The 26004-nt window shown below is 56.4% G+C and carries 17 protein-coding genes and 1 CRISPR repeat array; of the genes, 5 read left to right on the top strand and 12 right to left on the bottom strand.

Going from position 1 to position 26004, the window contains the following annotated elements; all coding sequences use genetic code 11:
- Positions 1–9 precede the first annotated feature (9 nt).
- Positions 10–1227, top strand: coding sequence for a DUF418 domain-containing protein (locus ACOGXC_RS10150; RefSeq protein WP_419918080.1), 1218 nt, complete (start codon positions 10–12; stop codon positions 1225–1227).
- 125 nt (positions 1228–1352) lie between these two features.
- Complete coding sequence (locus tag ACOGXC_RS10155; RefSeq protein WP_419918081.1) at positions 1353–1760, top strand: PPOX class F420-dependent oxidoreductase; 408 nt, start codon at positions 1353–1355, stop codon at positions 1758–1760.
- 22 nt (positions 1761–1782) lie between these two features.
- A CRISPR array of direct repeats spans positions 1783–7187; the repeat unit is 36 nt; unit sequence GCTTCAATGAAGGGGGGCTCTATTGAACCCCCGAAC.
- A gap of 171 nt (positions 7188–7358) precedes the next feature.
- On the opposite strand, the gene cas2 is transcribed toward ACOGXC_RS10155, so the two are convergent.
- The 7 genes from cas2 to ACOGXC_RS10190 form a co-directional block, all read right to left on the bottom strand.
- Positions 7359–7658: a CRISPR-associated endonuclease Cas2 gene (gene cas2, locus ACOGXC_RS10160; RefSeq protein ID WP_419918082.1), complete on the bottom strand. Its 300-nt coding sequence runs from the start codon at positions 7656–7658 to the stop codon at positions 7359–7361.
- A 3-nt stretch (positions 7659–7661) separates the two neighbouring features.
- Positions 7662–9302 (bottom strand): CRISPR-associated endonuclease Cas1, encoded by a 1641-nt coding sequence (cas1, locus tag ACOGXC_RS10165; protein ID WP_419918083.1) that lies wholly within the window; start codon positions 9300–9302, stop codon positions 7662–7664.
- Positions 9295–10191 carry a hypothetical protein gene (locus ACOGXC_RS10170; protein ID WP_419918084.1) on the bottom strand — a complete coding sequence of 299 codons (897 nt, stop codon included), beginning with the start codon at positions 10189–10191 and terminating at the stop codon, positions 9295–9297. The genes cas1 and ACOGXC_RS10170 overlap by 8 nt, the downstream gene beginning before the upstream one ends.
- Positions 10188–12941 carry a type I-U CRISPR-associated helicase/endonuclease Cas3 gene (cas3u, locus tag ACOGXC_RS10175; protein WP_419918085.1) on the bottom strand — a complete coding sequence of 918 codons (2754 nt, stop codon included), beginning with the start codon at positions 12939–12941 and terminating at the stop codon, positions 10188–10190. The genes ACOGXC_RS10170 and cas3u overlap by 4 nt, the downstream gene beginning before the upstream one ends.
- On the bottom strand, positions 12928–14607 hold the full coding sequence (gene csb2 / locus ACOGXC_RS10180) for a type I-U CRISPR-associated protein Csb2 (RefSeq protein WP_419918086.1): 1680 nt from the start codon (positions 14605–14607) through the stop codon (positions 12928–12930). The genes cas3u and csb2 overlap by 14 nt, the downstream gene beginning before the upstream one ends.
- A gap of 3 nt (positions 14608–14610) precedes the next feature.
- On the bottom strand, positions 14611–15828 hold the full coding sequence (gene cas7u / locus ACOGXC_RS10185; RefSeq protein WP_419918087.1) for a type I-U CRISPR-associated RAMP protein Csb1/Cas7u: 1218 nt from the start codon (positions 15826–15828) through the stop codon (positions 14611–14613).
- A 291-nt stretch (positions 15829–16119) separates the two neighbouring features.
- On the bottom strand, positions 16120–16539 hold the full coding sequence (locus ACOGXC_RS10190; RefSeq protein ID WP_419920058.1) for a type II toxin-antitoxin system VapC family toxin: 420 nt from the start codon (positions 16537–16539) through the stop codon (positions 16120–16122).
- Positions 16540–16807: 268 nt separating this feature from the next.
- On the opposite strand from ACOGXC_RS10190, the gene ACOGXC_RS10195 reads away from it, so the two are divergent.
- Both ACOGXC_RS10195 and ACOGXC_RS10200 read left to right on the top strand, forming a co-directional pair.
- Positions 16808–17977 carry a cation:proton antiporter gene (locus ACOGXC_RS10195; RefSeq protein WP_419918088.1) on the top strand — a complete coding sequence of 390 codons (1170 nt, stop codon included), beginning with the start codon at positions 16808–16810 and terminating at the stop codon, positions 17975–17977.
- Positions 17978–18298: 321 nt separating this feature from the next.
- Complete coding sequence (locus ACOGXC_RS10200; RefSeq protein WP_419918089.1) at positions 18299–19204, top strand: Fic family protein; 906 nt, start codon at positions 18299–18301, stop codon at positions 19202–19204.
- Here ACOGXC_RS10200 and ACOGXC_RS10205 read toward each other — a convergent pair.
- Entirely contained in the window at positions 19190–20335 is a 1146-nt protein-coding gene (locus tag ACOGXC_RS10205) for an LLM class flavin-dependent oxidoreductase (protein WP_419918090.1), read from the bottom strand. The genes ACOGXC_RS10200 and ACOGXC_RS10205 overlap by 15 nt on opposite strands.
- Positions 20336–20449: 114 nt before the next feature.
- Here ACOGXC_RS10205 and ACOGXC_RS10210 point away from each other — a divergent pair, with 114 nt between their 5' ends.
- On the top strand, positions 20450–21673 hold the full coding sequence (locus ACOGXC_RS10210) for an acyl-CoA dehydrogenase family protein (RefSeq protein WP_419918091.1): 1224 nt from the start codon (positions 20450–20452) through the stop codon (positions 21671–21673).
- A gap of 17 nt (positions 21674–21690) precedes the next feature.
- Here ACOGXC_RS10210 and ACOGXC_RS10215 read toward each other — a convergent pair whose 3' ends face one another.
- The 4 genes from ACOGXC_RS10215 to ACOGXC_RS10230 form a co-directional block, all read right to left on the bottom strand.
- Positions 21691–22590: an SDR family oxidoreductase gene (locus ACOGXC_RS10215; RefSeq protein ID WP_419918092.1), complete on the bottom strand. Its 900-nt coding sequence runs from the start codon at positions 22588–22590 to the stop codon at positions 21691–21693.
- A gap of 78 nt (positions 22591–22668) precedes the next feature.
- Complete coding sequence (locus ACOGXC_RS10220) at positions 22669–23826, bottom strand: thiolase domain-containing protein (protein WP_419918093.1); 1158 nt, start codon at positions 23824–23826, stop codon at positions 22669–22671.
- Between the two features lie 55 nt (positions 23827–23881).
- The gene (locus tag ACOGXC_RS10225; protein WP_419918094.1) at positions 23882–24949 is read right to left on the bottom strand and encodes a lipid-transfer protein; all 1068 of its coding nucleotides are present in this window, start codon (positions 24947–24949) and stop codon (positions 23882–23884) included.
- A 28-nt stretch (positions 24950–24977) separates the two neighbouring features.
- Positions 24978–25973: a Zn-ribbon domain-containing OB-fold protein gene (locus ACOGXC_RS10230; RefSeq protein WP_419918095.1), complete on the bottom strand. Its 996-nt coding sequence runs from the start codon at positions 25971–25973 to the stop codon at positions 24978–24980.
- Between the last annotated feature and the right edge of the window lie 31 nt (positions 25974–26004).

Below are 26004 nucleotides of genomic sequence, written 5' to 3' on the forward strand. Positions count from 1 at the left end.
CCGCTACGCATGACCCATCCAAAGCCTTGCTCGGCACCGGTTTCGCCGGGAGACCGCAACGGCACCCTTGATGCCATCCGGGGGGTGGCGGTGCTGGGAATCCTGACCATGAACGCGGTTTCCTACGGGCTGGAAACGCCCGCCTACTTCAACCTCGATGCCGGCGGCTCGCGCACCTGGCTGGACTGGGCCATAGGCGGTGCGGGCGAGGTGCTCTTCGACCAAAAGTTCATGGGATTGTTCTCGCTGCTGTTCGGGGCCGGGATCATGATGTTCGCCGACCGGGCATCGGCCAGGAGCCGGCGACCGGTGTGGCTCAGCCTGTGGCGCAACACGCTGCTTCTGGCCATCGGCATCACCCATATGCAGCTCTGGGAAGGCGATGTGCTGGTGCTGTACGCCGCTTGCTCGCCGCTGATAATCGCGGCACGACGGCTGCGTCCGAAGGTTCTGGTGATTATCGGCACCGTTCTCATGCTCTCGGTAGCCGTGGGCTCAGTGGCGATGCAGGCTGTTGTGGATACAGGCCCCTCCGGGGATCTGGCCGGATACTGGTTCGAAGGCGACCAGACATCCAACACGCTCGACCTGTGGATGATGTACGACTTCGCGGCGCGGGCGCTGGGCATGATGCTGATCGGTGTGGCGTTGTACCGCACCGGCGTGGTCACCGGTGAACGCTCCCGCCGCTTCTACGAGAGGATGGCCGGGTGGGGCCTGGGCGTGGGACTGCCGTTGTCGGGGGCTGGTCTGGTGATTGTCGCGGCCAGCGGTTTCTCCGCCGATTGGGCGTTGGCCGGAGCCGCTCCCAATACGCTGGCCACCATCCCCCTATGCCTCGGCTACCTCGGCCTCATCGCCCTGTGGGACAGCCGAGCCGAATCCGGCCTACGGCTCCGGGTGCGGGCCACCGGGCGCATGGCGCTCACCAACTACCTGACCCAGTCCGTGATAGGCATAACCGCGCTGGAAATCATCTTCGACACCCGAACGGCACCCCCGAAATTGTGCACGCGTGGGGTGATAGGCATAACCGCGCTGGAAATCATCTTCGACGACATCGATTTCAGCCGCAGCCAGATCGCCGTGTTCATCCTGGCGGTGTGGGCCGTTCAGCTCTGGTGGTCACCGATCTGGATGCGCTACTTCCGCTTCGGCCCCCTCGAATGGGTATGGCGCTGCGCCACCTACCGCCGATGGCAACCCCTACGAACATCAGCCGGCTAACCCCCACCCACCTTCGGATCCGCACCGACCCCGCTCCCATTTAGAATGTCTCCGTGGATCCTGCTCAGACAGCACCGCCCCGGACTTGGGGAACCGGATACAGCGCTCCCATTTAGAATGTCTCCGTGGATCCTGCTCAGGCTTTGGGCTATATACGGGAGAACACCCACGCTGTTTTGGCCACCAGTCGGCGCGACGGAACCCCTCAGATGTCGCCAGTCACCCTGGCCGTGGTGGACGACACCGTGGTGATGAGCACCCGGGAAACCGCCTACAAGACCAAAAACCTGCGGCGCAACCCCCAAAGCTGGCTATGCGTGTTCCCCCGCGAGTGGTACGGCGACTGGATACAGATCGATTGCCAGGCCGAGATCATCTCCGGAGAGACAGCGCTGGAACCGCTGGTGGACTACTACCGCACACTACGCGGGGAACACCCCAACTGGGACGAGTACCGCCAAGCCATGGTCACCGACCAACGCTGCCTAGTGAAGTTCCACATAACCCGCGCCGGCCCCAACCACTCAGGCTAAGCCGCGTAGTTGTAGCCTTGCACCTTCAATGAAGGGGGGCTCTATTGAACCCCCGAACCGCCCGCACCGCCGCCCGCCTCACCGGGAACACCGGCGCTTCAATGAAGGGGGGCTCTATTGAACCCCCGAACCCGAGCGGTGCTCCGCTACCCCTTGTGGGGATCAGCTGCTTCAATGAAGGGGGGCTCTATTGAACCCCCGAACGTGACTATTCGGGCCGATGAAATCAAGAAAGGGTCGAGCTTCAATGAAGGGGGGCTCTATTGAACCCCCGAACTTTCAGCGATGCCGTCCTGGACGGCACTGACCTGATCGCTTCAATGAAGGGGGGCTCTATTGAACCCCCGAACTTGCCCGATAGATTGCCTGGACTCAACCCAAAGGGTATGCTTCAATGAAGGGGGGCTCTATTGAACCCCCGAACGGTCGATATTGGCCATCATGGTGATGGTCTAAATTGCGCTTCAATGAAGGGGGGCTCTATTGAACCCCCGAACGGTCGATATTGGCCATCATGGTGATGGTCTAAATTGCGCTTCAATGAAGGGGGGCTCTATTGAACCCCCGAACGCAGCCCTACAGCTAATAGCCGATAGGCCAGGTCATTGCTTCAATGAAGGGGGGCTCTATTGAACCCCCGAACCGCCTGGCACGCAACTACGCCGCCGACCGGGAAAATGCTTCAATGAAGGGGGGCTCTATTGAACCCCCGAACACGCCTCCACACCGGGCAACAGCTCGAAACGGGACTGCTTCAATGAAGGGGGGCTCTATTGAACCCCCGAACGTATGAGAGGTTGGGTGGGTCGAGTGTGGGGGTCGAGCTTCAATGAAGGGGGGCTCTATTGAACCCCCGAACTCCCCCGGGAGCGGGCCCCGAAAGTTCGCCGAATCGCTTCAATGAAGGGGGGCTCTATTGAACCCCCGAACTGTGAGCGCCGACGGCAACCGTTTCAGTAGGCGACCCAGCTTCAATGAAGGGGGGCTCTATTGAACCCCCGAACCTGAATAACATAATCCGGGCGCGCTCCGTTAGCAAAGCTTCAATGAAGGGGGGCTCTATTGAACCCCCGAACCAGCCGGGATTGACGAGGCAAAGACCGCCGAGACCCTGCTTCAATGAAGGGGGGCTCTATTGAACCCCCGAACACGGTTGGTAACATCATTTAGGTTTCCTATTTTTCCCGCTTCAATGAAGGGGGGCTCTATTGAACCCCCGAACATTCTGCTGGTGGTTCAGCTAAAGATGCTCGTGATCCGCTTCAATGAAGGGGGGCTCTATTGAACCCCCGAACGACGTGGAGTTGTGGTCACCGGACAAACCCGTTACGCTTCAATGAAGGGGGGCTCTATTGAACCCCCGAACGGGCATAATGATGCTAATGATGTCAATTTTCAGCATGTGCTTCAATGAAGGGGGGCTCTATTGAACCCCCGAACGCAAGGCCCACGCGGCCCAGAAGGGCCTCAGGGGCCTGCTTCAATGAAGGGGGGCTCTATTGAACCCCCGAACCCACCCTCACACCACCCCTCCTCCTCCTAGCCGCTGGCTTCAATGAAGGGGGGCTCTATTGAACCCCCGAACGTTAATGACCCCGACAGAACTAACCGAAGCCGTCGCCGTGCTTCAATGAAGGGGGGCTCTATTGAACCCCCGAACATCAGCCGGGAACCCCGGCCTAACCCAGCAACACGGCTTCAATGAAGGGGGGCTCTATTGAACCCCCGAACCCACATCGAGTTCTGCCGGTTGACGATGATGGGCACTGCTTCAATGAAGGGGGGCTCTATTGAACCCCCGAACCAAGGATGCTATCCAGTGGGTGTTGGACAACGCGGAGCTTCAATGAAGGGGGGCTCTATTGAACCCCCGAACGCTTATGGTGCTGCCAAAGGGCAGCACCACCAACTAGCTTCAATGAAGGGGGGCTCTATTGAACCCCCGAACCCCAATACCTGGAACAAACTGAGTCGAAATGAGGAAGCTTCAATGAAGGGGGGCTCTATTGAACCCCCGAACTGATCGCCGGAAAATGGGTGACAAACTGGATGATATGCTTCAATGAAGGGGGGCTCTATTGAACCCCCGAACTCTTTCGGAGGTTGTCGTAGCTGAGTTGAGTGGTGCGCTTCAATGAAGGGGGGCTCTATTGAACCCCCGAACATCGTAATCGTCGATGAGGCACATCATGCCCGCGCTGCTTCAATGAAGGGGGGCTCTATTGAACCCCCGAACGTAGCACGGAGAAAGGTTACCCCTGCCTATGCCGCAGGCTTCAATGAAGGGGGGCTCTATTGAACCCCCGAACCACCGGATCGAACGGGAACGCCGGGAAAATCTATACGCTTCAATGAAGGGGGGCTCTATTGAACCCCCGAACGATGATGCTGGCTTTCATGGTGTTTCTCCTTCTACTAGTGCTTCAATGAAGGGGGGCTCTATTGAACCCCCGAACCTCCAAGCGTGAGCGAGCGAGCAACGGCTTCAAGCCGCTTCAATGAAGGGGGGCTCTATTGAACCCCCGAACTCCAGTGTGGATAGCCGCCCAATTCGTAACGCTAATGCTTCAATGAAGGGGGGCTCTATTGAACCCCCGAACGTAACCAAGTCCACTAGTTGGGGGCGTGGTATAGAGGCTTCAATGAAGGGGGGCTCTATTGAACCCCCGAACCTACAACGCCGTGGAAGACGCGCTGATAACAGCATGGCTTCAATGAAGGGGGGCTCTATTGAACCCCCGAACGAATACGCCGCGTGGAACATCAAATACTGCGAAGAAGCTTCAATGAAGGGGGGCTCTATTGAACCCCCGAACTGCCGACCGGCAACTTCAGCACCCTGGAAATCAGCGAGCTTCAATGAAGGGGGGCTCTATTGAACCCCCGAACCCGTTATTACTGGATCAAAGAGACAGCTGTGTCGGAGCTTCAATGAAGGGGGGCTCTATTGAACCCCCGAACCCACCCTGCGCAGCCCCGCCCAGCCCCGCTCACCGGGCTTCAATGAAGGGGGGCTCTATTGAACCCCCGAACGTGTCACCTGGTGCTGGTAAATCTGCCCACACGTCAAGCTTCAATGAAGGGGGGCTCTATTGAACCCCCGAACCCGGTGACCCCGAAGTGGATGCAGTGTACCGCAGGTAGCTTCAATGAAGGGGGGCTCTATTGAACCCCCGAACTCCAGCTTTATTTTCTCATAAGGCACCCCAGCATTGTTGCTTCAATGAAGGGGGGCTCTATTGAACCCCCGAACCCCCCGACCCCACCGAACCACCACCCGAACCCCCCGAGCTTCAATGAAGGGGGGCTCTATTGAACCCCCGAACGGGCCGCATCCCCAACCCCATTGAACGCGTTTCTAATGCTTCAATGAAGGGGGGCTCTATTGAACCCCCGAACGCAGAGCCCCCGAACACAGGGGGTCCGAGGATCGTGCTTCAATGAAGGGGGGCTCTATTGAACCCCCGAACCAGTTGTATTCGCCCATCCTCGGCGCGCGCGGTCACCGCTTCAATGAAGGGGGGCTCTATTGAACCCCCGAACCGGTACGCCACATCCCCCATCCCAACACCCTCCAAAGCTTCAATGAAGGGGGGCTCTATTGAACCCCCGAACTACTTGATCCGAAGCACCGGTGAACTTGCCTAAATCGCTTCAATGAAGGGGGGCTCTATTGAACCCCCGAACCAGCACACCACCCCCGAACACAACCGACTAACCGACGCTTCAATGAAGGGGGGCTCTATTGAACCCCCGAACCTAATGATGGGAGGTTGTCCACCACCACCTCCGCCCCGCTTCAATGAAGGGGGGCTCTATTGAACCCCCGAACCTCTATCACACTCCACCACCGCAGTGGTGGAACTGATGCTTCAATGAAGGGGGGCTCTATTGAACCCCCGAACCCGACCGGCAATTTCAGCACCCTGGAAATATCGGAGCTTCAATGAAGGGGGGCTCTATTGAACCCCCGAACCACAAAATAACCACCGGTTATATCTGGTATCTCTACGCTTCAATGAAGGGGGGCTCTATTGAACCCCCGAACTGGAGCACATCTTCCCCGCTGAACACGTGGACAGGGTGCGCTTCAATGAAGGGGGGCTCTATTGAACCCCCGAACGCCCGGTGGGAAGCCGAAGCCCTGGAAATCGCTAAGCTTCAATGAAGGGGGGCTCTATTGAACCCCCGAACTAGAAATCCCACGCCGAGTTATCCCCAATTTCGATCTGCTTCAATGAAGGGGGGCTCTATTGAACCCCCGAACCAAGGTTCAACGAATACGACGAACCAGGATCGAACAGCTTCAATGAAGGGGGGCTCTATTGAACCCCCGAACGAAAATTGAAGCGGCAAGTAAAGCGCAGCGTGACTACGCTTCAATGAAGGGGGGCTCTATTGAACCCCCGAACTAATACACACCTCACCGGCAGATGCAAACTTATTTGGCTTCAATGAAGGGGGGCTCTATTGAACCCCCGAACCGAAGGCCTCCGAGTCCTGGAGCGCCTCCAGGATCAGCTTCAATGAAGGGGGGCTCTATTGAACCCCCGAACCACCCAATTCCCACGCCGCCCCTGATACTCGCACCCGCTTCAATGAAGGGGGGCTCTATTGAACCCCCGAACTCCGGGTAGGCGGGGAAAGCCACCGGCGAAATCTCGTGGCTTCAATGAAGGGGGGCTCTATTGAACCCCCGAACGCAGAACGATGGTGGATTTGGTGGACGATTACGCGTGCTTCAATGAAGGGGGGCTCTATTGAACCCCCGAACCGTGTCCGGGCCGATGGGTATAATCCTAGCCGACATGCTTCAATGAAGGGGGGCTCTATTGAACCCCCGAACCAAAGGGTACCCCGCGAAAGGCGGGTACGGTGTGCACGCTTCAATGAAGGGGGGCTCTATTGAACCCCCGAACCTTTGAACACACCAATAACTTTGTCGCGGTACTTGATGCTTCAATGAAGGGGGGCTCTATTGAACCCCCGAACTCGTTCAAGTACGATCAATGATAGTTAGTCTCCATCGCTTCAATGAAGGGGGGCTCTATTGAACCCCCGAACCTCACGACTTGTTGTCCGACGAAAAGTACGCGGTGGCTTCAATGAAGGGGGGCTCTATTGAACCCCCGAACTTACAGGGGCTGACGAAGCCGCTGTGGACACTGTAGCTGCTTCAATGAAGGGGGGCTCTATTGAACCCCCGAACCACCTCCCGAACCCATCCCAATCCGGTCCCACTCCGGTGCTTCAATGAAGGGGGGCTCTATTGAACCCCCGAACGTGAGCGCTCACTCCATGATATAACTAACGGCTCGCGCTTCAATGAAGGGGGGCTCTATTGAACCCCCGAACATACGTGATACCAGGCAACGACCTCGGCGTGCGCCCGCTTCAATGAAGGGGGGCTCTATTGAACCCCCGAACCGCTCGCTCAAAATACTTATTCTGACCTGAAGCTTAGAGAGCATTTGCGAGCGGTTGTGGAAAGGAAGCATTTTATTGAGTAACTTCAGTTGTCAAAGAGCAGCAAAACCCTTGGACTGCTGCGGTTTCGAGCGCTTCTAAGCATTTAAGGGCTTACCTCAGCGCTCGAATCTACAGAATGACAGGGCCACTAGTCGGTAGAGGGACTGACACTCCCATAAATTGGAAGCAGTTCTTACCTCTCTGATTAGGATCACCAATGTCTATCATAGCTATAGAGTCTTCATTATGATGAATTATATCTCCTAAATCACTTTTCACGGAAATTAATTCCATAGCATCAAGATCACATATAAAGACGCTGTACTGCATCGACCAACCATAGCCAAGTAATGTTTTGTGGACTTTGCGAAGCCGTTTCGGATCACAAATGTCGTAGGCAATCAAGTATCTCTTGCGTCCTTTAGACATATATCACCTCGTCATAAATGGTACATATTCTGGAATTTCACTCAGTAGATATGCGCCTAACATACGGGCTTGAACTTCTAATACACGTCGATAGGTAATTTTATAACCATAAACTGGGTGAGTGACTTCATGATCTAGTCTCCGTTCATAGGCAGAAATAAACGAGCGCCTAGCTTCTTTATTCAATGCTACGCCTTGTGCTCTTATGGTAAAACCACTTTTTTGAACTTCGCCATTATTTATAACATTGATCACAACAGAGTCAGCAATAAGAGGACGGAACTCTTCTGCAAGGTCAAGGGCTAATGCAGGCCTTCCAAATCGAGGTTTATGAAACACGCCTAAGTAGGGATCAAAACCTATAGCTAAAGTGGTAGATGTCAAATCTTTTATGAGTAAAGAGTAAGCATAAGATAACAAGCAATTGATTGGATCTCTAGGTGGTCGTCTATTTCTTCCTTTAAATTCAAAGACTCCTAAACTATCATCTTTCAACATAGTAGAGAAGTTTGAAAAGTATAGTCGCGCAGCAGTACCTTCAATACCAAGTAGTGACTCTATCGTACCTACTTCACTTGTCTGTAGCGCAGCTGCTTTCAATTGAGCTAAAATAGGCTTTACATTTTGTTTGGAATTTCGTCGTAATAATGTTCTTGAATTCAAAATTTTGCCTTCAATCATTTTTTTAGCGATAGGTAAACCTGCTTGAAGTGCTATTGCGACTTGACGCCTCCGGAGGTCAACATACTTAGAGGGAAGTCCATGAGCTATACCTTGAAACCATCCACCATAAGAAAACCAAGATACTGGAATCTGCTTTTGAAACATAGCTCTCATTGCCTGAGAGCTAATTTGTATATTTCCATATACTGAAACCTGCGATACATCAATCAATCTGACTTCCTGTAAAACCTCCTTTTGCATGGATATGGTAACTCTCCCTTTCCTTATCCCAATCCTAGCACCTTGTTCTGTTACATAAAGAGGACGTGCAGCAGAGTCTCTAGGGGTGAGCCGTCGAGGCGATGTATCAGAACGATTGATAAGATAGTTTGTTTCATCTGGCAAGCAAATACCTACTAGAGAACATCGAGGGCACTTTGGGCTATCGACTAGGGGTGGTGGAGGGTCAGGAGCTTCAGCTACTACTCGTAGTTGAGTCAATAAATTTAGAGTTTGTGACACTAGCTTTTCATCAAAGGGAACTTTAACTCGTTCCTTGGATTCAGCAAAAAATATCTGGCCTTCTGAGCAATCATATCCATTATCTTTAAGTACAAGACCGATCGAACAAAGTTGCACAAGTTCCGGAGACCAAGCCGGACCATGCTTTGGAGGTCGTCCACGTTTCACTTCTATTGGAGTAACTTGACTTCCTTTACCTTCAATAATATCTGCTTTAGCTATAATTCCGAGACGTTCAGAACTAATAGTAACGGAGCGAGCTTTGCGTACTGGACTATCTTCTTCTGGACTACCTATTCTACCACCTCCTATATCCACATTTCGATGCACATACCGCCCTTCAACGGTATCAGGATTATCCTCAAACCTTGACTGAACCCATTCCAAATAGAAAAGGCGTGGGCAATACTCAAACTCATTGATCATACGAGCCGGGACTAAATCAGGTATATTAGTCACAAGACCAAACTACTTTCGGAGGCCCAAATGTTCCATACCCACCTTGGTCACTACGTTTAATCGATGACTGCATAACCCTGGTTACCCCCCAGGAGGGGTAATAAACTGATCTTCTATGTAACTCTTCTGTAAAACCAGTTACATGAGCTAACAAAGAAGAAACAACTCTAAATGAAGCATGTTCAGACCAAATAGGCCAAGTAAAAAACCCATCCTTCCAAGTCCCAAAAGCCCCTTGGGTTAAGGTACGATTCAAACTACCAAACACAGGGTACCTACTAATCCCTAGAATAGCTAGAGCTTCTGGGCCAGGATTTGTAAGTTTTTTATCTTTTGATGGATCACTTGCAGCTAAAGCATAATTTCTATCATCTCCCACATCCCACATTAAGGAACTCAAATGGCTATCATAAGACCAGGGGCCAATTAATCCAACCGTTAGATCTTGAGTAGTAACCCCAGAAAATATATCTTCCACAATTTTTAGAAATTTCTGTTGTCCAGCAGTAAAATAAAAATCAGTTGGCTTTGCAGCTCCTTTGTTATCAAAACTACCCTCGGCAACTAAACAAGAAGCAAAGGAAGAATCATATCCAGCATTGGCTAAGTAAGTCCTAATATTGCTCTTATTAAACTTTACATCACCAACAGGATCAAGACCTGTAGCTATTGAATTACTATTGAGCCAAACAGAAAATATGGCCTTGGCTCGGTCAACAATTTCTTCAATAGAAACAGACTCTTCTACTATCGCGTATGGAACTGCATCATCACTCCACCAGAGACATGATGCACTCCCTGACTCTTCCAAAGCAACCTGAACTCCTAATGCTGCAAAAAACCCAAGAGGGTTAGTTCCTTCAAGACCTGTGAGGTGTGTATTAGTCACTTTTGAGCTTCCCAGGCACTCTGCTGATGATCTGCTAGTCGTAGAATAGTTTCTAACCACGCGAGGCCGTGATAACCGTACCGATCTATAAGAACCCAAAACCGATCAGCCATATCCATCGCAAGAGAACTATATACAACGTCAGTGCTTGCTTCCATATATATACCTTTGTGATCAAATTGAAGTATTTCAGGAGAAAGATCTTCACAAATTGGTGGCAAGGGTCGAGCATATCCATGGTGAGTACCAACTAAGTATAGAACAAGGTCATGATCATGAGCATCAGCAAGAACTTTGGGATTAGACTGTGCCATAGCTACACTCATTACTTCATGTCTGACTGGAGGCCATTTGCCATGAGAAGGGGTTGCTTTTGGAAGTGACTTAGCTAAAGGCTCATCAAACATTGCTTGTTGAACGTCATCATCTCCCACCATTTGCTTTTGGAAGCGTGAATCAACCTTCCCCAAGTCATGGAGCTGAGCTGCTAGCTTGAGGTCAGATTGAATCTCCTGACTCATACCTAATCTACAAGCAAAGCTAAATGCTTGTTCACCTACTCCTTTGAGGTGGTCACGTAGCGTCACACCCGAACCTGTAAAAGAAACTGACTGATCGGAGCTGTCTAAGATAGAAGGGTCAAACTTCTTGGAAGCTAATACATAGTAAGTACCTACAGATTTAATATCATATCTACTCTTTTGCAGTTCTGTAATAGCTTGATCTTGCCAATTCAATAGATTAGGCAAAACAGCAACTTTGTTAAACCATTGATTTATACGATCACGAAGAGGTTCTAAAGCGTCAGTTTCATCTTTTGGAAACGGTGGAGCTGGCCAAGCCTCAGGCATTAGTCTAGGGTCAAGTCTGAAAGTGAACCTTTGTCCGTAAGCAGCCTGAGCTTCATCACCCAAATCCTCTATAGGGTCAGATGAAGTTGGATCCCAAGTCCCGCCTGACAAACCACCCCGTTGTGGTTCTATAATAATAATGTCGCCAGGTTTTATGTCTTGTACAGAAATCATTTCAGGTTCTTCATCATACCCTCTCCAACGCTTCCAATCATTACCTTTATCTATGTTAAGATTATCAATCTCTTCGTACTCTCTATTGACATCAGCAACTGCTACTTCTTTTGGTGATCCTCCTAACCAGGCCTTGGCTGCATCAATAGGGACTTCTAGGTATTCGGCTGGACGTAACCGAATTTCCTTTAGAGTATCTAGAGAACTATCTTTGCGCCATACAAGGCTGATATCTGTCACTTTCTTATTACTCTCGATACCATGCAAAAACCAATCGACACTCGGCTGTACAACTGGTTCAGGGCTTGTTTGTACCCAGGCATCTATATAGGTTTTAAGAAGCAAAGGTGGCTGAGTAGGAGGGGCATAGCATTCTTTTGGAAAGTTATGAGAGTTTTCAGGAAGTGGGCTAATATCTATGGATCCAAAACCTTCAAGTTTTTGTAGTTCTTCCCAGGTAAATCGAGTTGAACTCCCATAGATTGGATCAGGTTTTTGGGTATTAAAAGAAGATTTTATGCCGATGATCCAGGCTCTTGCTGGTTTTCCAGTCTGTTCTGCAAGGGTACCTCTGCGGTCCAAGCGACCAAATCTCTGCTGCAAACTATCTATTGGGGCTATTTCGGTAATTAGTGCGTCAAAACTGAAGTCCGCTCCAACTTCAATAGCTTGAGTAGCAACAACCACAGTTAACCTTTCAATCTCAGCTGGTTTATCAGGGTCAACTAACCCAGAGATCCTCTCAAGTGACCGAACTTTGTCAAGCGGACGCATACGGCCAGTTATCAAGTGCGCCGAATAGCCAGCTTTTAGAAGGGCACGATATGTTTCTCGAGCTGTGCGTACTCTATTAACAATAACCCCTACACTGCTAACTGATTTATCTAGTTCAGACTTCAAAATTTTTTTTACTGCTAATGGAACTGCTACCTCTGCATGTTTACTTCCAGCATCATATAATGTGGCTAATTTTTTTGCTTTGGTTCGCCTCCGAAGTTCAGGTGATTGTTCCAAATCAGCTTTAGTTAGGTGAAAGCGATTACCACTAGAGTTTGTGGGTGTAGCTGACATTTCAACAATATGAAATCTGTTAGGGAGGACACTTTTATTGCCAAAATATTTTACCGCTCGTAATGTTTCAGCAAAAGCTCGGCTCAGATGAACTTCATCTAATATTACTAAGCAATCATTTCCTGCTAAACCTGCATGAATTGGTCGCATCCTTTGAGTAACTCCATAACCACGAAACAAAAGTCGAGACCCAAATTGGTCTAATGTAGATACCATAACCCACGGTTCATCGGGTCTACGTGCCCACTCTTTGTCAATGGGGATCCCACCTCGTAGTGCTACCACCCCTAGTGGTGAACCTCCACCTATATTGTCTAAACATTTTTTTATATTTTTCAGAACTTGAGTTGACCCTTCTCGTATTTTTTCTTCGATCTGCTTAGCTCTACTAACTACTTGATCAACTACAATACGCCGGTCTATAACAAAAACCACTCGACGCGGGAAAACCTCAGGTCGGACTGCCAGTGCAAATATTGCTGTATCCAAAATTGCGGTTTTGCCAGTTCCTGTAGGAAGGTCTATTATATCAGGCCATTTACCTTCGTCTAGTACTTGTCCGGTAAGGCGTTCTTGCCATGGAAATGGGTCATAATTGTGAACTGCATGAAAGTAGTCAGCAAAGTCTCCTGCATTCAGTTCATTCATTGTCATCAACCTTGTGACTAATCGGTGCTAGTCCAATGATTGGCCGCATTAGACCAAGTCCCATAAAACGACCGGCTCCGAGCATCAACGGGCCTTCGACTTTTTGATCGAAAGTTAAAGAGGCGTGCAAGAGTCGACGAGCTACTGGCTTGCCATCTTGCCCTCGCTGCCGAAATGGTGGAAAATCTGCAGCTGGTCTAGCACCCAAGACGAAAGGATCAAGCGAGATCTCCACTTGATTAGGCTCAGGCAATCCAACATGACGGCAAGAGGCAATCACAGCTTGTTCGGCTCGCTCCCAAGCTCTGGATCGAGCCCCAGCACTCCCTTTGCTCAGTGGCCCCGGATGAGTTGGCAGAGCAATCGGAGTTGCCGAGGCCCAATGCCTAGAGGATTTTTGCCACAGATCTTGCCTGATTGTGATTAGATCAACCGGCCCTACTCGACGTTGAAGATGAATTATACCCCCACGGCCGAGAGTAAGAGTTAGACCATCTACTGGGTCAGCCTGCTGCTCCCAATGACCTATAGCCCGCAAAACTGCTCGTCGAGATGCATCATTCAAAGATATCGGTAACGATACTGCGAGTCCCATGATCCGGCCATCGGAATGTTCAAATCCTACATAGGGCAAAGGCAAGAATGCAACGTGGGGTTCTAGTGACGGAGCACCAGACATTTGGTGGCCGCTCAGTCCCTCGGGAATTGGATCTTCTGCATAAGACATAACCGCTGCCCGCATGGTAGAAGCAATCTCTACTGATCGAGAGGATGGAAACCGTCGTGATCGTGATTGCAAGAGAAATTCGAATACTACCCAATCACCCATAGTATCAGATAATAAGGGGTCTGAAAACTCGGAATCATTATCATTTTTATTGTAACGTACTGCTGAAAACGGTAACGATCTAGGTTTGATGGCCTGGTGATATTGAAATCTTTTTATTAACGCTTCCAACTGCCCAGGGCCTGGACAACGAAGTACTTGGCTACCTGAACCCGGATGCCAGTTGGGTGTAGGTGGGTTATCAATAATGCGACAAGATACGAGTGAAGATGAATGCCCCAAGCGGGTTACTTTTTCTAGTAAACTGTCAAACGATGCCCTCATAGGTTCTGATATAGTTGCATCTAACCATATAAAAGTGATTCGCGGTTCATTAGGAGTAACTGATGGAAAGCAACGCTCTTGCTTTACTCGTCCATAAGGCAAGAGCTCTAGTGCAGATTCAACCGCGGTTGTCCCAGTTGATGATACCTGATTATCCACATTTGACTCTTTTTTTATCTTGTCTTGTATTTGCTTAACTTTTTTAGTCAATTCACCATCAGACCGCTTAAGTTCAGAATCAAGCTTATACTCTAGGTCGCTGAGGTTGCGGCTACGGCGTTCGTACCACGCCCCACCTATAACCCTGGAATCATTAACTGGTACGTAGTAACTCACAACTCGACGAGGGACAGCTTCAGAAGCAACAATCGCTGGAGGCGGCTGGGCTTCTAGCCACTCCAACGCTTCTCGTTCACCATCTTCCTCACCTGCTTCAGCCCATTCAGCAACAAGGGCTGAAAAAAGCCTTGCTGGCTCGGGAGGCCATTCGCTGGCCTTACGATCGTTGTATGCCGTAGCTACAAATCGTCCAGTGAGGAAATTGACCTCTACGGCAAGCACTGCTTACTCCCCAGGAGTCTCACGGGCAGAAACTTCACGGCTACGGCGGAGCAATTCAAGTAGTTTAGGGGCTGGTTTAAGCTTGATTTCAGCAGTCTCCCAACTTAAACCTAGATCGGCTGATGCTTGAGCTGCTTGCCCAACTATCCCTATAGCGACATCCCGGTTTACGTCTATAACTTCCGGTACTGAACCGTCCCGGCTGACTAATTCTATCCGAGGAGAATGTTGAGGAATTAACAAGCATCGAGAACGCAGGTCGTGATCCATCTCATATTGAAGAACGACAGCAGCCACACCTAGGGCTGCAATTGCTGTGCGAGCAGCAGTCTCGACTTCTCGACTATAACCGGCGAGACGCAGGCGTCTTAGTGCAGCCAAGGAAATAACGGTGGTCTGCACCGCGTTAGAAATTGTTACACCGCCAGCAGTGGCATCAATGCTGGGAGCTATGTTCCCATGATTTATCTCGGACGGACGTCCATCGTTGCCAGCCCGTTTAGGCTTGCTCTTTTCTACTGCTGCTTCATCTTCTTTCAGTGTCCAACTTTGATCTGGATCGTGATGCTCGTATACGACCGCTGCATCACGTTCGATCTGAAGTGGATCTAGTCTGCTTCCTACTTTTGTGCCGATTTGAACATCATGACCGACGATTTCTGAAACATAGGCTCGTTGGAACTTTGACCCCAGACCACCTTTGGGGCCAGTGGAGTCCCATTGACCAAATAAGAGGGTGGTGGGTGCATACCGGAACAAGGCAGTAGCATTGCGGGGTTGTGCATCGGTGATAGCCCGACCCACCTTAGACAGGCGGAATAACGTGTCGTCGAGAAGACTGTCGCGGAAAATTGCGTCGGCAAGTCGGTGAGGTGCTTCCAAGACGGTCAACCGGCCGATATCATTGAACTCGCCGTCCTCGGTTGAGAAGTCTACGTAGGGAACGGGGAATTTCAACTCACCCGCCTCCCAACTGTCGAGCAGTGCCAACTCAGCCCTATTGGCCTGCGAAGCAACCGAGTCAAGAAGTACGGTCTGTACCTCCCGATCACCTACTTGACGAGTTTCGGTGGCGTACTTGTGTGCAGCAGTAACGGCATAGGTGGGTGGGAACACCTTGCCACCCGGGCCATCCACGGGCTGTAGCTCGGTTCGGGACCTCAAGGCAACGGCCCCTCCGGCCACGGCACCCCGTAGTTTGTCGTAGGTCAACGTGGTCATTCGTCCTCCTGATGTTTTCGATTGCTTTCCGCCTAGTTCTTAGCACAGGGCGATGACAATTGCTTCTTATCACCTGGGAGTGACAACTTTGTCTAGCTCACGTTCGTGGTTTGCGTCACTGCGCGGGCCGATTGCGGCATCCGCCGACGAGCTTGGCGAGGTACCGCATCCACCTCGCGGTGGCCGCTGAAATATGGTGCGGGTGGATGCGGGGTGGCGCAGGAAGGCTGCGATCGCCATCGGCGACACACTCACATCACGTGTCAACAACCCTCGCGAATGTTACATCTACTACTGAAATAGTTCGATATGACAGGTTATACCTGGTGCTTCCGCAAGGCGAGCGTCTCCGGTGATGAGCAAGCAGCCAAGACCTTCGGCAAGGGCCACATAGCATGCGTCGTAGGGAGTGACATTGTCTCTCAACTCCCAAGCCCGTGAGAGCAACGACTTCGTAGGGTAGGTGATTATCGGCAATGCCAACAGGTTACCTACGGCCAATTCAGCCTGATGCGGTTCCAATCTGCCATGGTGCAGTTGTCGTCTGATGGCTGAGAGGCACTCCACCCGGATCAGGTCAGGAGCATCCAGGCGCTCCCCACGTATCCGCTGCCTGGCTCTGCGGCCTGCACCGGTACCATCGGCAACAACCGGCAGGAGCACCGAGGCATCAACGACGGGCACGCTCGGCTTCCAGCGCTGCAACTGCATCCTCACCGGTGAGTCGTCCCAGGTCCTGACCCTCGATGCGGTCTAGAACATCATCTACCGTAGGATGGAGCACCATCTGGCACAACTGGTCAAAGAGATACTGTTGAAGCGATTGACCGGCTGCTCTTGCTCGGCTAACCAACACGCTATGTACCTCAACCGGAACGTTTCTCACTTGGACATTTGGCATGCATGCATTATACATTCACAGATGAGCATCCAAGAAACGTCCATCTGGAAAAGCCAACGCTGGGAGCAAACCTGATCGATGGAAACCGCCATTGATACCTTGCTGATCGAGTTCGGGGGTGTCGTGCTGGGTCTTGCCATCACGGCCCGCCTGGCCCACCGGTTCGGTCTGCCGGTTCTGCCCATCTACCTGCTGGCGGGGCTGGCCTTCGGGGAGGGCGGCGTGCTGGAGCTGGGGGCGGCCACGGGGTTCATCGAAGTCGGCGCAGAGATCGGCGTGATCCTGATGCTGCTCATGCTCGGCCTCGAGTTCTCGGCCCACGAGCTCATCACAAACGTCCGCAGGTCAACCCTGGGCGGGCTGGTGGACCTCGTGTTGAACTTCACCCCCGGCTTCGTGGCCGGTCTGCTGCTCGACTTCGACATGGTGGTGGCCGTGCTCCTGGGTGGCGTGACCTACATATCGTCCTCGGGCATTGTGGCCAAGCTGGTTGCCGATCTCGACCGGGTACGCAACCGTGAAACCCCGGTCATCCTGAGCCTGCTCATCGTGGAAGACCTCGCCATGGTCATTTACCTGCCCATCGTCACCGGCGTTCTGTTCGGCAACTCCGCGGCGGAAACGATCATCATCGTTGCCATCTCGTTCATCGCCGTTGTCGGCATCTTGTCATTCGCCTACTACCACGGCGACCGCCTGAGCGAGATGGTGCTGAGCCACTCCAGCGAGGTGCTGCTTTTGACACTGCTCGGCAGCACCCTGATAATCGCCGGACTGGCCGAGCGCGTCCATGTCTCGGCCGCGGTGGGGGCCTTCCTCGTGGGCATCGCCCTATCCGGCAAACTCGTGGAACAGGCCCGCGAGCTCCTGGAGCCCCTGCGCGACCTGTTCGCCGCCTCGTTCTTCGTCTTCTTCGGCCTCCAAGTGGACCCCTCGCTCATACCCAACTTCGTGCTGGTGGCCATAGCCATGGGAGCCATCACGACCGTCACCAAGCTCGGCACCGGTTGGGTTGCGGCCCGCTCCGAGGGCCTCGGCACCCAGGCCCGGATCCTCGCCGGCATGGCACTCGTGGCTCACGGGGAGTTCTCAATCGTGATAGCCGAAATAGGAGTGGCCCGCGAACCGGACCTGGGGGCGGTTGCGGCAACCTACGTCATCTTCACCGCCGTTGTCGGGGGACTTCTCTACCACTTCGGCGACACGCTGAGCACTCGCCTCACCCTGCGCAAGACCAAGCGCCAGTAGCCAACAGGGAAATAAACTTCCGAAATAGCGGCAAATTCGCAAGGTTATCCAGAATAAACTTCCGAAATGGCATCGGATTCGGAAGGTTATCCAGGGCATTACCTCGAAACGGAGTGGAACGGGCGGCCGGTTCAGGCTTGGGTGCCTGCGCCGCTCAGCGAACGCAGCCTTAATCTTACCATTTAATCTTACCATTTCCACAATCTTACCATTTCCACAAAACGAGCCGGCGAGCAAGCCTGCGCCGCACTGAGGCTGGCCGATGCCCGGCTACCCGACCGCTGGGAGCCACTGGCCCGACTGCTTCTGCGCAACGAGGGGGTGGCCTCCAGCAGGATCGAAGGGCTGAACGAGCCCATGGAATCGGTGCTCATCGCAGCACGAACCGGCATGGGCGGTAACGCAGGCTGGATGGCCGACAACCTGGTGGTAATCGACTGGGCCCTGGACACCGCTCTCGCCCCGCTGACCATAGCAAAATTGCATCACTGGCATCGCCGACTCATGCGACACGCCCCGGCAATGGGCGGAACTTTCAGAACAGCGCTGGGGTGGGTTGGGGGTACCACTCCCCTGGACGCGGCTTACATTCCCCCACCCCCATCCGAGATCCCCCGGCTGATCGAAGACATGATCGCTTTCGCCAACAGCACCCCACCAAACCTCGATCCGCTATCCCACGCCGCAGTCATCCACGCCCAATTCGAAGCCATCCACCCCTATGGCGACGGTAACGGGCGTCTCGGACGGGTGCTCATCAGCCGAACGCTGCGGCGACGGGGCATCACCCTCCGCTCAACCGTTCCCATCAGCATGGCCATCGCCCGCGATCCCGGGGGCTACCTATCAGGTCTCCGGCTATTCGAGCAGGGGCAACTCGACCCATGGATCAGATGGTTTGCCGGAGTCGCCGAAACAGCCGCCACCGCCACCAATAGGATCATCGATCAGGCGGCCACCCTCATGGCCAGATGGGAGCAAGCAATTGCCGGGCTACGAGCCGACCATTCCGCACGAGCCCTGCTCACCCACCTACCCGCACACCCGATCCTCAGCGCCGGTGAAGTGGCCACGCTGCTCGGTGTCAGCGAACGCACTGCTCGAACCGCCCTAACCACGCTCGCAGACCATCAAATCCTGTCTCCCGCCGACTTCCCCACCCCCGCTCCAGGCCGTAACCGCCACTGGTTCACCGCCCCCGACCTGCTCCGGCTATGGGGCATCTGACACTGTGACATCCTGGTCGTGGGAGCGGAAGTGGGGGATGACCCGGTGGCCGAACTGGCGGATGGTCTCGAGCATCACTTCCTGGGGGATGGTGCCCATCTGGATCATGCACATGATCTCGTCGCAACCGATGGCCTCCAGCTCGCTCACGTAGCGGATGGCGTCCTGCGCGTTGCCGTAGGCGTGCTCGATGTTGAACGTGCTGGTGGCGTTGGGGCTGAGCGGTATGTTCATCTCGCTGATCTTGGCGTGGACATTGCCCACCGCCTCATCGATGGCCGCGGCGGTGTCCTCGTCGGCCGATCCGGCTCTCGGCGGGGGCGTACCCAGGTTCCAGTGCATTATGGCTTCGGCAAAAAATCGCTGACCCCGGGCCCCGACCCGGAAAGCCTCGTCACGGTCGTCGAGGATGGTGGTGGGGCACAGGGCCGAGAACCAGTCGTTGGGGTGGTCGCTCACGAAGCGCTCACCGGTGCGGGTGGCGATGGCCTCGTCGTAGGTCTGCTTCATCAGCCTGATCTCGTCGGCTCCGGCGAACCCCAGCACCAGGGCCCCGATGCCCCACTCGGCGGCCAACCTCACGGTGTCCACCTTGGTGCAGGCCAGATACAACGGAGGATGGGGATCCTGCACCGGCCGGGGCAAGATGGGGTGGGGTGAGATGTCGAGCAGGCCCTCCCACTCGAACTCCTTGTCGCGCCAGCAGTTGGAGATGATCCTCAGCGACTCCTCCACCTGGGCATAGGTGTCCTCGGGGCGGACCCCGAACGCCGACATCTCCTGAAGGGTGGCCCCCCGACCGGCCCCCACATCCAGCCGCCCGCCCGACAGCACATCGAGCATGGCGATCCGCTCGGCGGCCCGCAGCGGGTGGTTGTAACCGAACGGCATGCAAACCACCCCGTGACCGATGCGTATGCGAGAGGTCCGGGCCGCCACCCAGGTCAGGAAGATCTCGGGAGCACTCATGTGGGCGTACCACTTCAGGCAGTGGTGCTCCACCGCCCACACCCGGTCGAAGCCCACCTCCTCGGCCAGCACGGCCTGCTCCACGCAGTCGCGAATCACCTGCTGCTCAGCCGGCCGGGACGTATCAGCCATCTGAGCCTCGAAGATCATCGAAAATTTCACGCCGCCATTGAAGCACCCAACGCCACCTCGATCCGAATGCTGAAAACGGGGCGGGTAGGGGCAGTGCCGGTTGGTACTGCTTGGCGGCACCGCCGTGGCTACCATCAACCCGGCATGGACTTCGACGAAACCCCCCAGGAAGCCGCCTTCAGGGCCGAGTGCGTGGAGTGGTTGGATGCCAACCTGCCCCCCGACGGTGGCGGCCCCCGGGACCAGACCGCCATGACCATCACCGACCCCGAGGTGGAGCTGGCCTACGTGGCCCGGTGCAAGGCCTGGCAGCGCACCAAGTACGACGGCGGCTGGGGATCCATAACCTGGCCGGTAAGGTATGGGGGCCGGGGCCTCGGCGGCATCCAGGACGGCATCTTCAAGGAGGAGGAGGCCCGGCGGGTGTCGGCCACCGGGGTGTTCGCGGTGGGCATCGGTATGGCCGGTCCGACCATCATCGCCCACGGCACCGACACCCAGAAGGAACGGTTCCTGCCCACCATGCTCAAAGGTGAGGAGGTCTGGTGCCAACTGTTCTCGGAGCCGGCGGCCGGCTCCGACCTCGGTGGTTTGCGCACCACCGCGGTGCGCGACGGCGACGAGTGGGTGGTCAACGGTCAAAAGGTTTGGACCTCGGGGGCCCAGCACAGCGACTGGGGCATCCTGTTGACCCGTACCGACCCCGACCAGCCCAAGCATCGGGGCATCACCTACTTTTTGGTCGACATGAGGACCCCCGGCATAGAGGTGCGCCCGCTGGTGCAGATCACCGGGGCGGCCCACTTCAACGAGGTCTTCCTGTCGGACGTGCGGATCCCCCACGAGAACATCCTGGGCGAGGTCAACGCCGGGTGGGGGCCGATCATGACCACCCTGTCCAACGAGCGGGCGCTGATCGGTGGCGGCGGCAGCCGGTCGAGCTTCGAGGACATGGTGAGGCTGGCCCGGGTCACCGGTTGTGACCGCGACCCGGTTGTGCGCCAGGAACTGGCCCGGGCCTACACCCGGATGGAGGTGTTGAAGTACCAGGGCTACCGGGTGCGGACCGCGGCCAGCCGGGGCGAGCAGCCCGGACCGGAGAGCTCCACCATGAAGCTGGGGGTATCGCTGCACTACGGCCTTACCGGCGATCTGGTGATGGCCATGAACGGTGCGGCCGGGATGCTCAGCGGAGGCAGTGCCCGTGACGGCGGGCGTTGGCAGAACGAGTTTCTGGGTCAGTGGGCGTCGCGCATCGGCGGCGGCACCGACAACATCCAGCGCAACACCATCGGCGAGAAGGTTCTGGGCCTACCACCCGACATCCGGGTGGACAAGGGCATCGCCTTCAGGAACATCCCCGGCTGAACGGGGCGCTAAAGGGGTCAGCCGGCCCCGTAGACCGGGGCCGGAGAGGGAGAGGCGGTAATGGAGGTGTGGACCGCTTCGGCGATCTCGGCGGCCGAGTACTTGCGGCCCACGTCCACCACGTGGCCGTGCTGCCAGCCGTCGCACACGTTCAGCGCCCCGCCGGCGATCTCGAACACCCGCCCGGTCACGTCGCAGGCATCCGAACCCAGCCATACCACCAGCGGGGAGGCATTGGCCGGATCCTTGTCGTCCCAGCCCTGGGGGGCTTGCTCCTCGTACATGATGCCCGCCGTCATCCGGGTACGGGCATCGGGGGCGATGGCGTTCGCCCTCACCCCGTACCTTCCCCACTCGGCGGCCTGCTGAATGGTCAGTGCCGCCACCCCGGCCTTGGCCGCCGCGTAGTTGCCCTGGCCTATGGAACCCATGAGCCCGGCCCCCGAGCTGGTGTTGATGAGCCGGCCCCTAACGTCCTCCCCGGCCTTGGAGCGGTCCCGCCAGTGAGCGATGGCGTGGCGGGCCGGAGCGAAGTGTCCCTTGAGGTGCACCCGCACGATGGCGTCCCACTCCTGCTCGTTCATGGTGGCCAGCATCCGGTCGCGCAGAAAGCCGGCGTTGCACACCAGCGTGTCGAGGCGACCCCAGGTTTCAACGGCCTGGGCGATCATGGCCCCCGCCTGGTCCCAGTCGGCCACATCGGCGGCGTTGGCCTCGGCCTCGCCCCCCCCTGACCGGATCTCGGCCACCACCTCCCGGGCCGGTTCCGATGCGCCACCCGAGCCGTCGCGCTCCACCCCCAGGTCGTTGACCAGCACCCTGGCCCCCTCGGCAGCAAACTCCAGGGCGTGGGCCCGTCCCAACCCCCGCGCCGCCCCGGTGATCACCACCACCCGGCCGTCAACTATCCCGGCCATGCTCACAACCTCACCCCTGGCTCAAACACCCCGGCCACCGTCACAACCTCACCCCTGGCTCAAACACCCCGGCCACCGTCACAACACCGGGTTCAGCTCGGACGACACCATCCACATGGCGAAGTACTGGGCGGCCCCGCCGTAGGCATGGCCGATGGATATCTTGGCCCCCGGCACCTGGTACTCGCCGGCGGTGCCCCGCACCTGGTTGGCCGCCTCCAGGCAGCGGATCATGCCCGATGCCCCGATGGGGTTGGACGAAAGCACGCCGCCCGACATGTTCACCGGGAACGATCCTCCCAGCTCGGTGTCACCGGTGTCGGTCATCTTCCACCCCTCGCCCTCGGCGGCGATGAGGTGCCCCTCCAGCCACATGGGCTCGTACCACGAGAACGGCACGTACAGCTCGGCGCAGTCGATCTGCTCGCGGGGGTTGGTGATGCCCGCCTTGCGGTAGAGCGCCTCGGAACATTCCACCCCGGCCTGGGGTCGCACGGTGTCGCGCCCCGGGAACTGCCCGAACTCGGTGCGCTTGGCGTGGGATATGACCCAGGCCGGCGGGCGACCCGACCTTTTGGCCACGTCGTCGTTGCCAAGCACCATGGCCGCGGCCCCATCCGATGAGGGGCACGACTCCAAGAAGTGAAGGGGATCCCACAGCATGGGCGACTCCCGCACCTTTTCCACCGAGATGTCGGGAAGGTGGAGGTGGGCGTAGGGGTTCTTCAGTGCGTTGAGCCTGTCCTTCACCGCCACCATCCAGCCGATGTGCTCGGGAGCCTTCGAGCGAGCGATGTAGTTGCGGATCCACGGGGCGAACGTGCCCCCCGCACCCTGGCCGCCGCTCTTGCCCCCCGACAGGGCCCAGGTGGCGTTGCCCTCCGACTGCTTCTCGTAGGCCACGGTCAGCACCGTGTCGTACATGCCCGATTCCACCAGGTTCACCGCGGAGATGGCGGTGGATGCCCCCACCGACCCGGCGGTGTGGACCCGGTGGATGGGCTTGCCAACCGCACCCAGGGCGTCACACAGGCTGAGTAGGGGCATCATCACCCCCTCGAGGGCATCGGGGGCCTTGCCGAGCACGATTGCGTCAATGTCGTCGAAGGTGGCCCCGGCATCCTCCAGGGCCCGCAGGACGGCCTCGCGCACCAACCCGTCGAGGGTCAGGTCGTCGCGGCGGCGCTTGTACTTGGTCTGGCCCACGCCGATAACCGCACAGGGTCGAGGTGCCATCAGTTGCTTCCTTCCAGGAGGCATGTATAGGTGGCGCTTCCAAGTCGAGGTGCCATCAGCTATTCCCTTCCAAAACGCAGAGCAGGTTCTGTTGCAGGGCCGGCCCGCTGGATGCGTGCGCCACCCCCCGGCGGGCTTTTCCGTTCGTGATGGCCCGGGTCAACTCGATGACCCGGGTGAGCCCAACCGCCATGAACGGGCTGCCGGTGAGCGGCCCCCCCGAGGGGTTGACCTGTGTGTGCTCATCCAGGCCGAGCGCAGCGCGCAGGATGATCTCCTCGGGGCTGTAGGTAACGGTGAGCTCGGCCACGTCCACCGGGCCGTCATGCAAACCCACCCTTTGGGCCGCGGTGCGCACCGAGGGCGAGTCGGTCAAGTCCCGCAGCGTTGGATGGTGCGACTCGATCCGGTGGTCGATGGCTCTTATCCATACCGGGTTGTCGCACAATTGCTCGGCCTTTTCGGCCCTGGCGATGATCATGGCCGCCGCCCCATCGCTGGTGGGCGGGCAGTCATGGCCCCGCAACGGTTGCTGCACGTAGGGCCGGGCCAGCAGTTCCTCCACCGACGGGTCCCCGCTGAGCTGGGCATAGGGATTGCTCCTGGCGTTGGCGTGGCTGCGGGCCACCACCCCGGCGAAGTCCCGCTCGGTGGCCTTTCCCGCGGCGATGAGGGCCTGCGCCTGGAAACCGGCCTGGGTCCGGGGATCCAAGCCGAGGGGGGCGTGCACGTAGGGGTCGGTCTGGAGCGAGAAGCCCTCCCGGTAACTACCCGGCGAGCACTTGCCCGAGCCCGACACCAACACGGTGTCGATGTCGCCCGATTGCAGCCGCACGAACCCCTCGAACAGGGCCCAGGCCCCGTCCATCTCCACATGGCTCTCGTACACCGGCGGCCACGCCCCCACCGCGTCGATGTTCATGACGAAAGCGAACGGCATCCCCGACAGGTAATCGCAGCTCCCCGCAATGGTGAAGTCGATGTCGTGGCGGTCGAGGCCCACCTGCTCGACCACCGAGTTCACGCACGGCATGATCATGGCCGGCTCGCTGTCGTCGAAGCGGGCGTGGGAGGGGGTCTGCGCGAACGCAACGATGGCCACGTCCTCAGCCAGGCTCACCATGAATGCTCCTTTAGCTGTTCAACCAGGCTCACCATGAATGCTCCTTTAGCTGCTCTGTGGGAACGTCGGGCTCTCCGGTGGGTTCGAATCGCTCGTACACCGTCTCGGGGATGTTGCCGTAACGGTTGTCGATGTCGGCCACCGATCTTTCCTCGGGGTCGCGCCAGATGCAGCGCACCCTCATCCCCACCCGCATTTCGTCCACGGTCATGTCACGGATGTCTATGCCCACCACCGGCTGGTCGGATCCGTCGAACAGGATGGAGCACCGTACATAGGGTTCGGTCTCGGTCTGGCCGTAGTACTGAACCGGGTTCAGCTCGGTGAAGGCCACCACCGTGCCGGTGTCGGACACCTCCACCTCGTCCTCGGGTCCCATGAGCACACGGGACATATTGTCGTAGCCCCGGCCGGGCACGTACACCTTGGCGGTGACCGGGCTGCGCTGGCCGATGATCCTGCCGTCCAGCAGGCCTTGGGCGAACCGGGCCCGGTGGGGGTACAGCGGCTCGTTGATGCGAAGGCTGATCAGGTGCTCGGTGATGGTCACGGGCTCGTCCCCCGGTTGGATCGCCTGGTCGGCAGCATCGTCCTCGGGTACGAAATACACGTCGGTTACCGAACCGTGGCGATCGGGGCGGTACTGGGCCCGTACCCTCATGCCGGTGCTCATGGCCCGGGGGTCGCCCCCGGTGTCCACCGCGTGAACCAGAGCGGTGTCGGCCCCGTCCAGCTTGATGAAGGCAAACCCGAAAGGACGGTCGAAGGGGTGCTTGGCCGAGGGCTCAGCCACCCAGGTCCAGTTCACCACCTCCCCGCCGGGGCCCACCTCCACCAGGTCGGGCTCAAGCGTGGCGAAAGATTCCGGGTCGAACTCCATGGGCGGGCACAGCACCCGATCACCACAGCGCTGACCGAGAATGCGGCCATCGCGCAGCCCGGTGAGGAACGGCCCGATGACCGGCCCGGTGGTGCGGGTGTAGGGGTATTCGAGGGTGTAGTCGACCTCATGCAATCGGGGCACGCCCGCTAGTTCACCACACCCCCACCCCCCT

Source organism: Candidatus Poriferisocius sp. (genome assembly GCF_965202595.1).
GTDB lineage: Bacteria > Actinomycetota > Acidimicrobiia > Acidimicrobiales > Bin134 > Poriferisocius.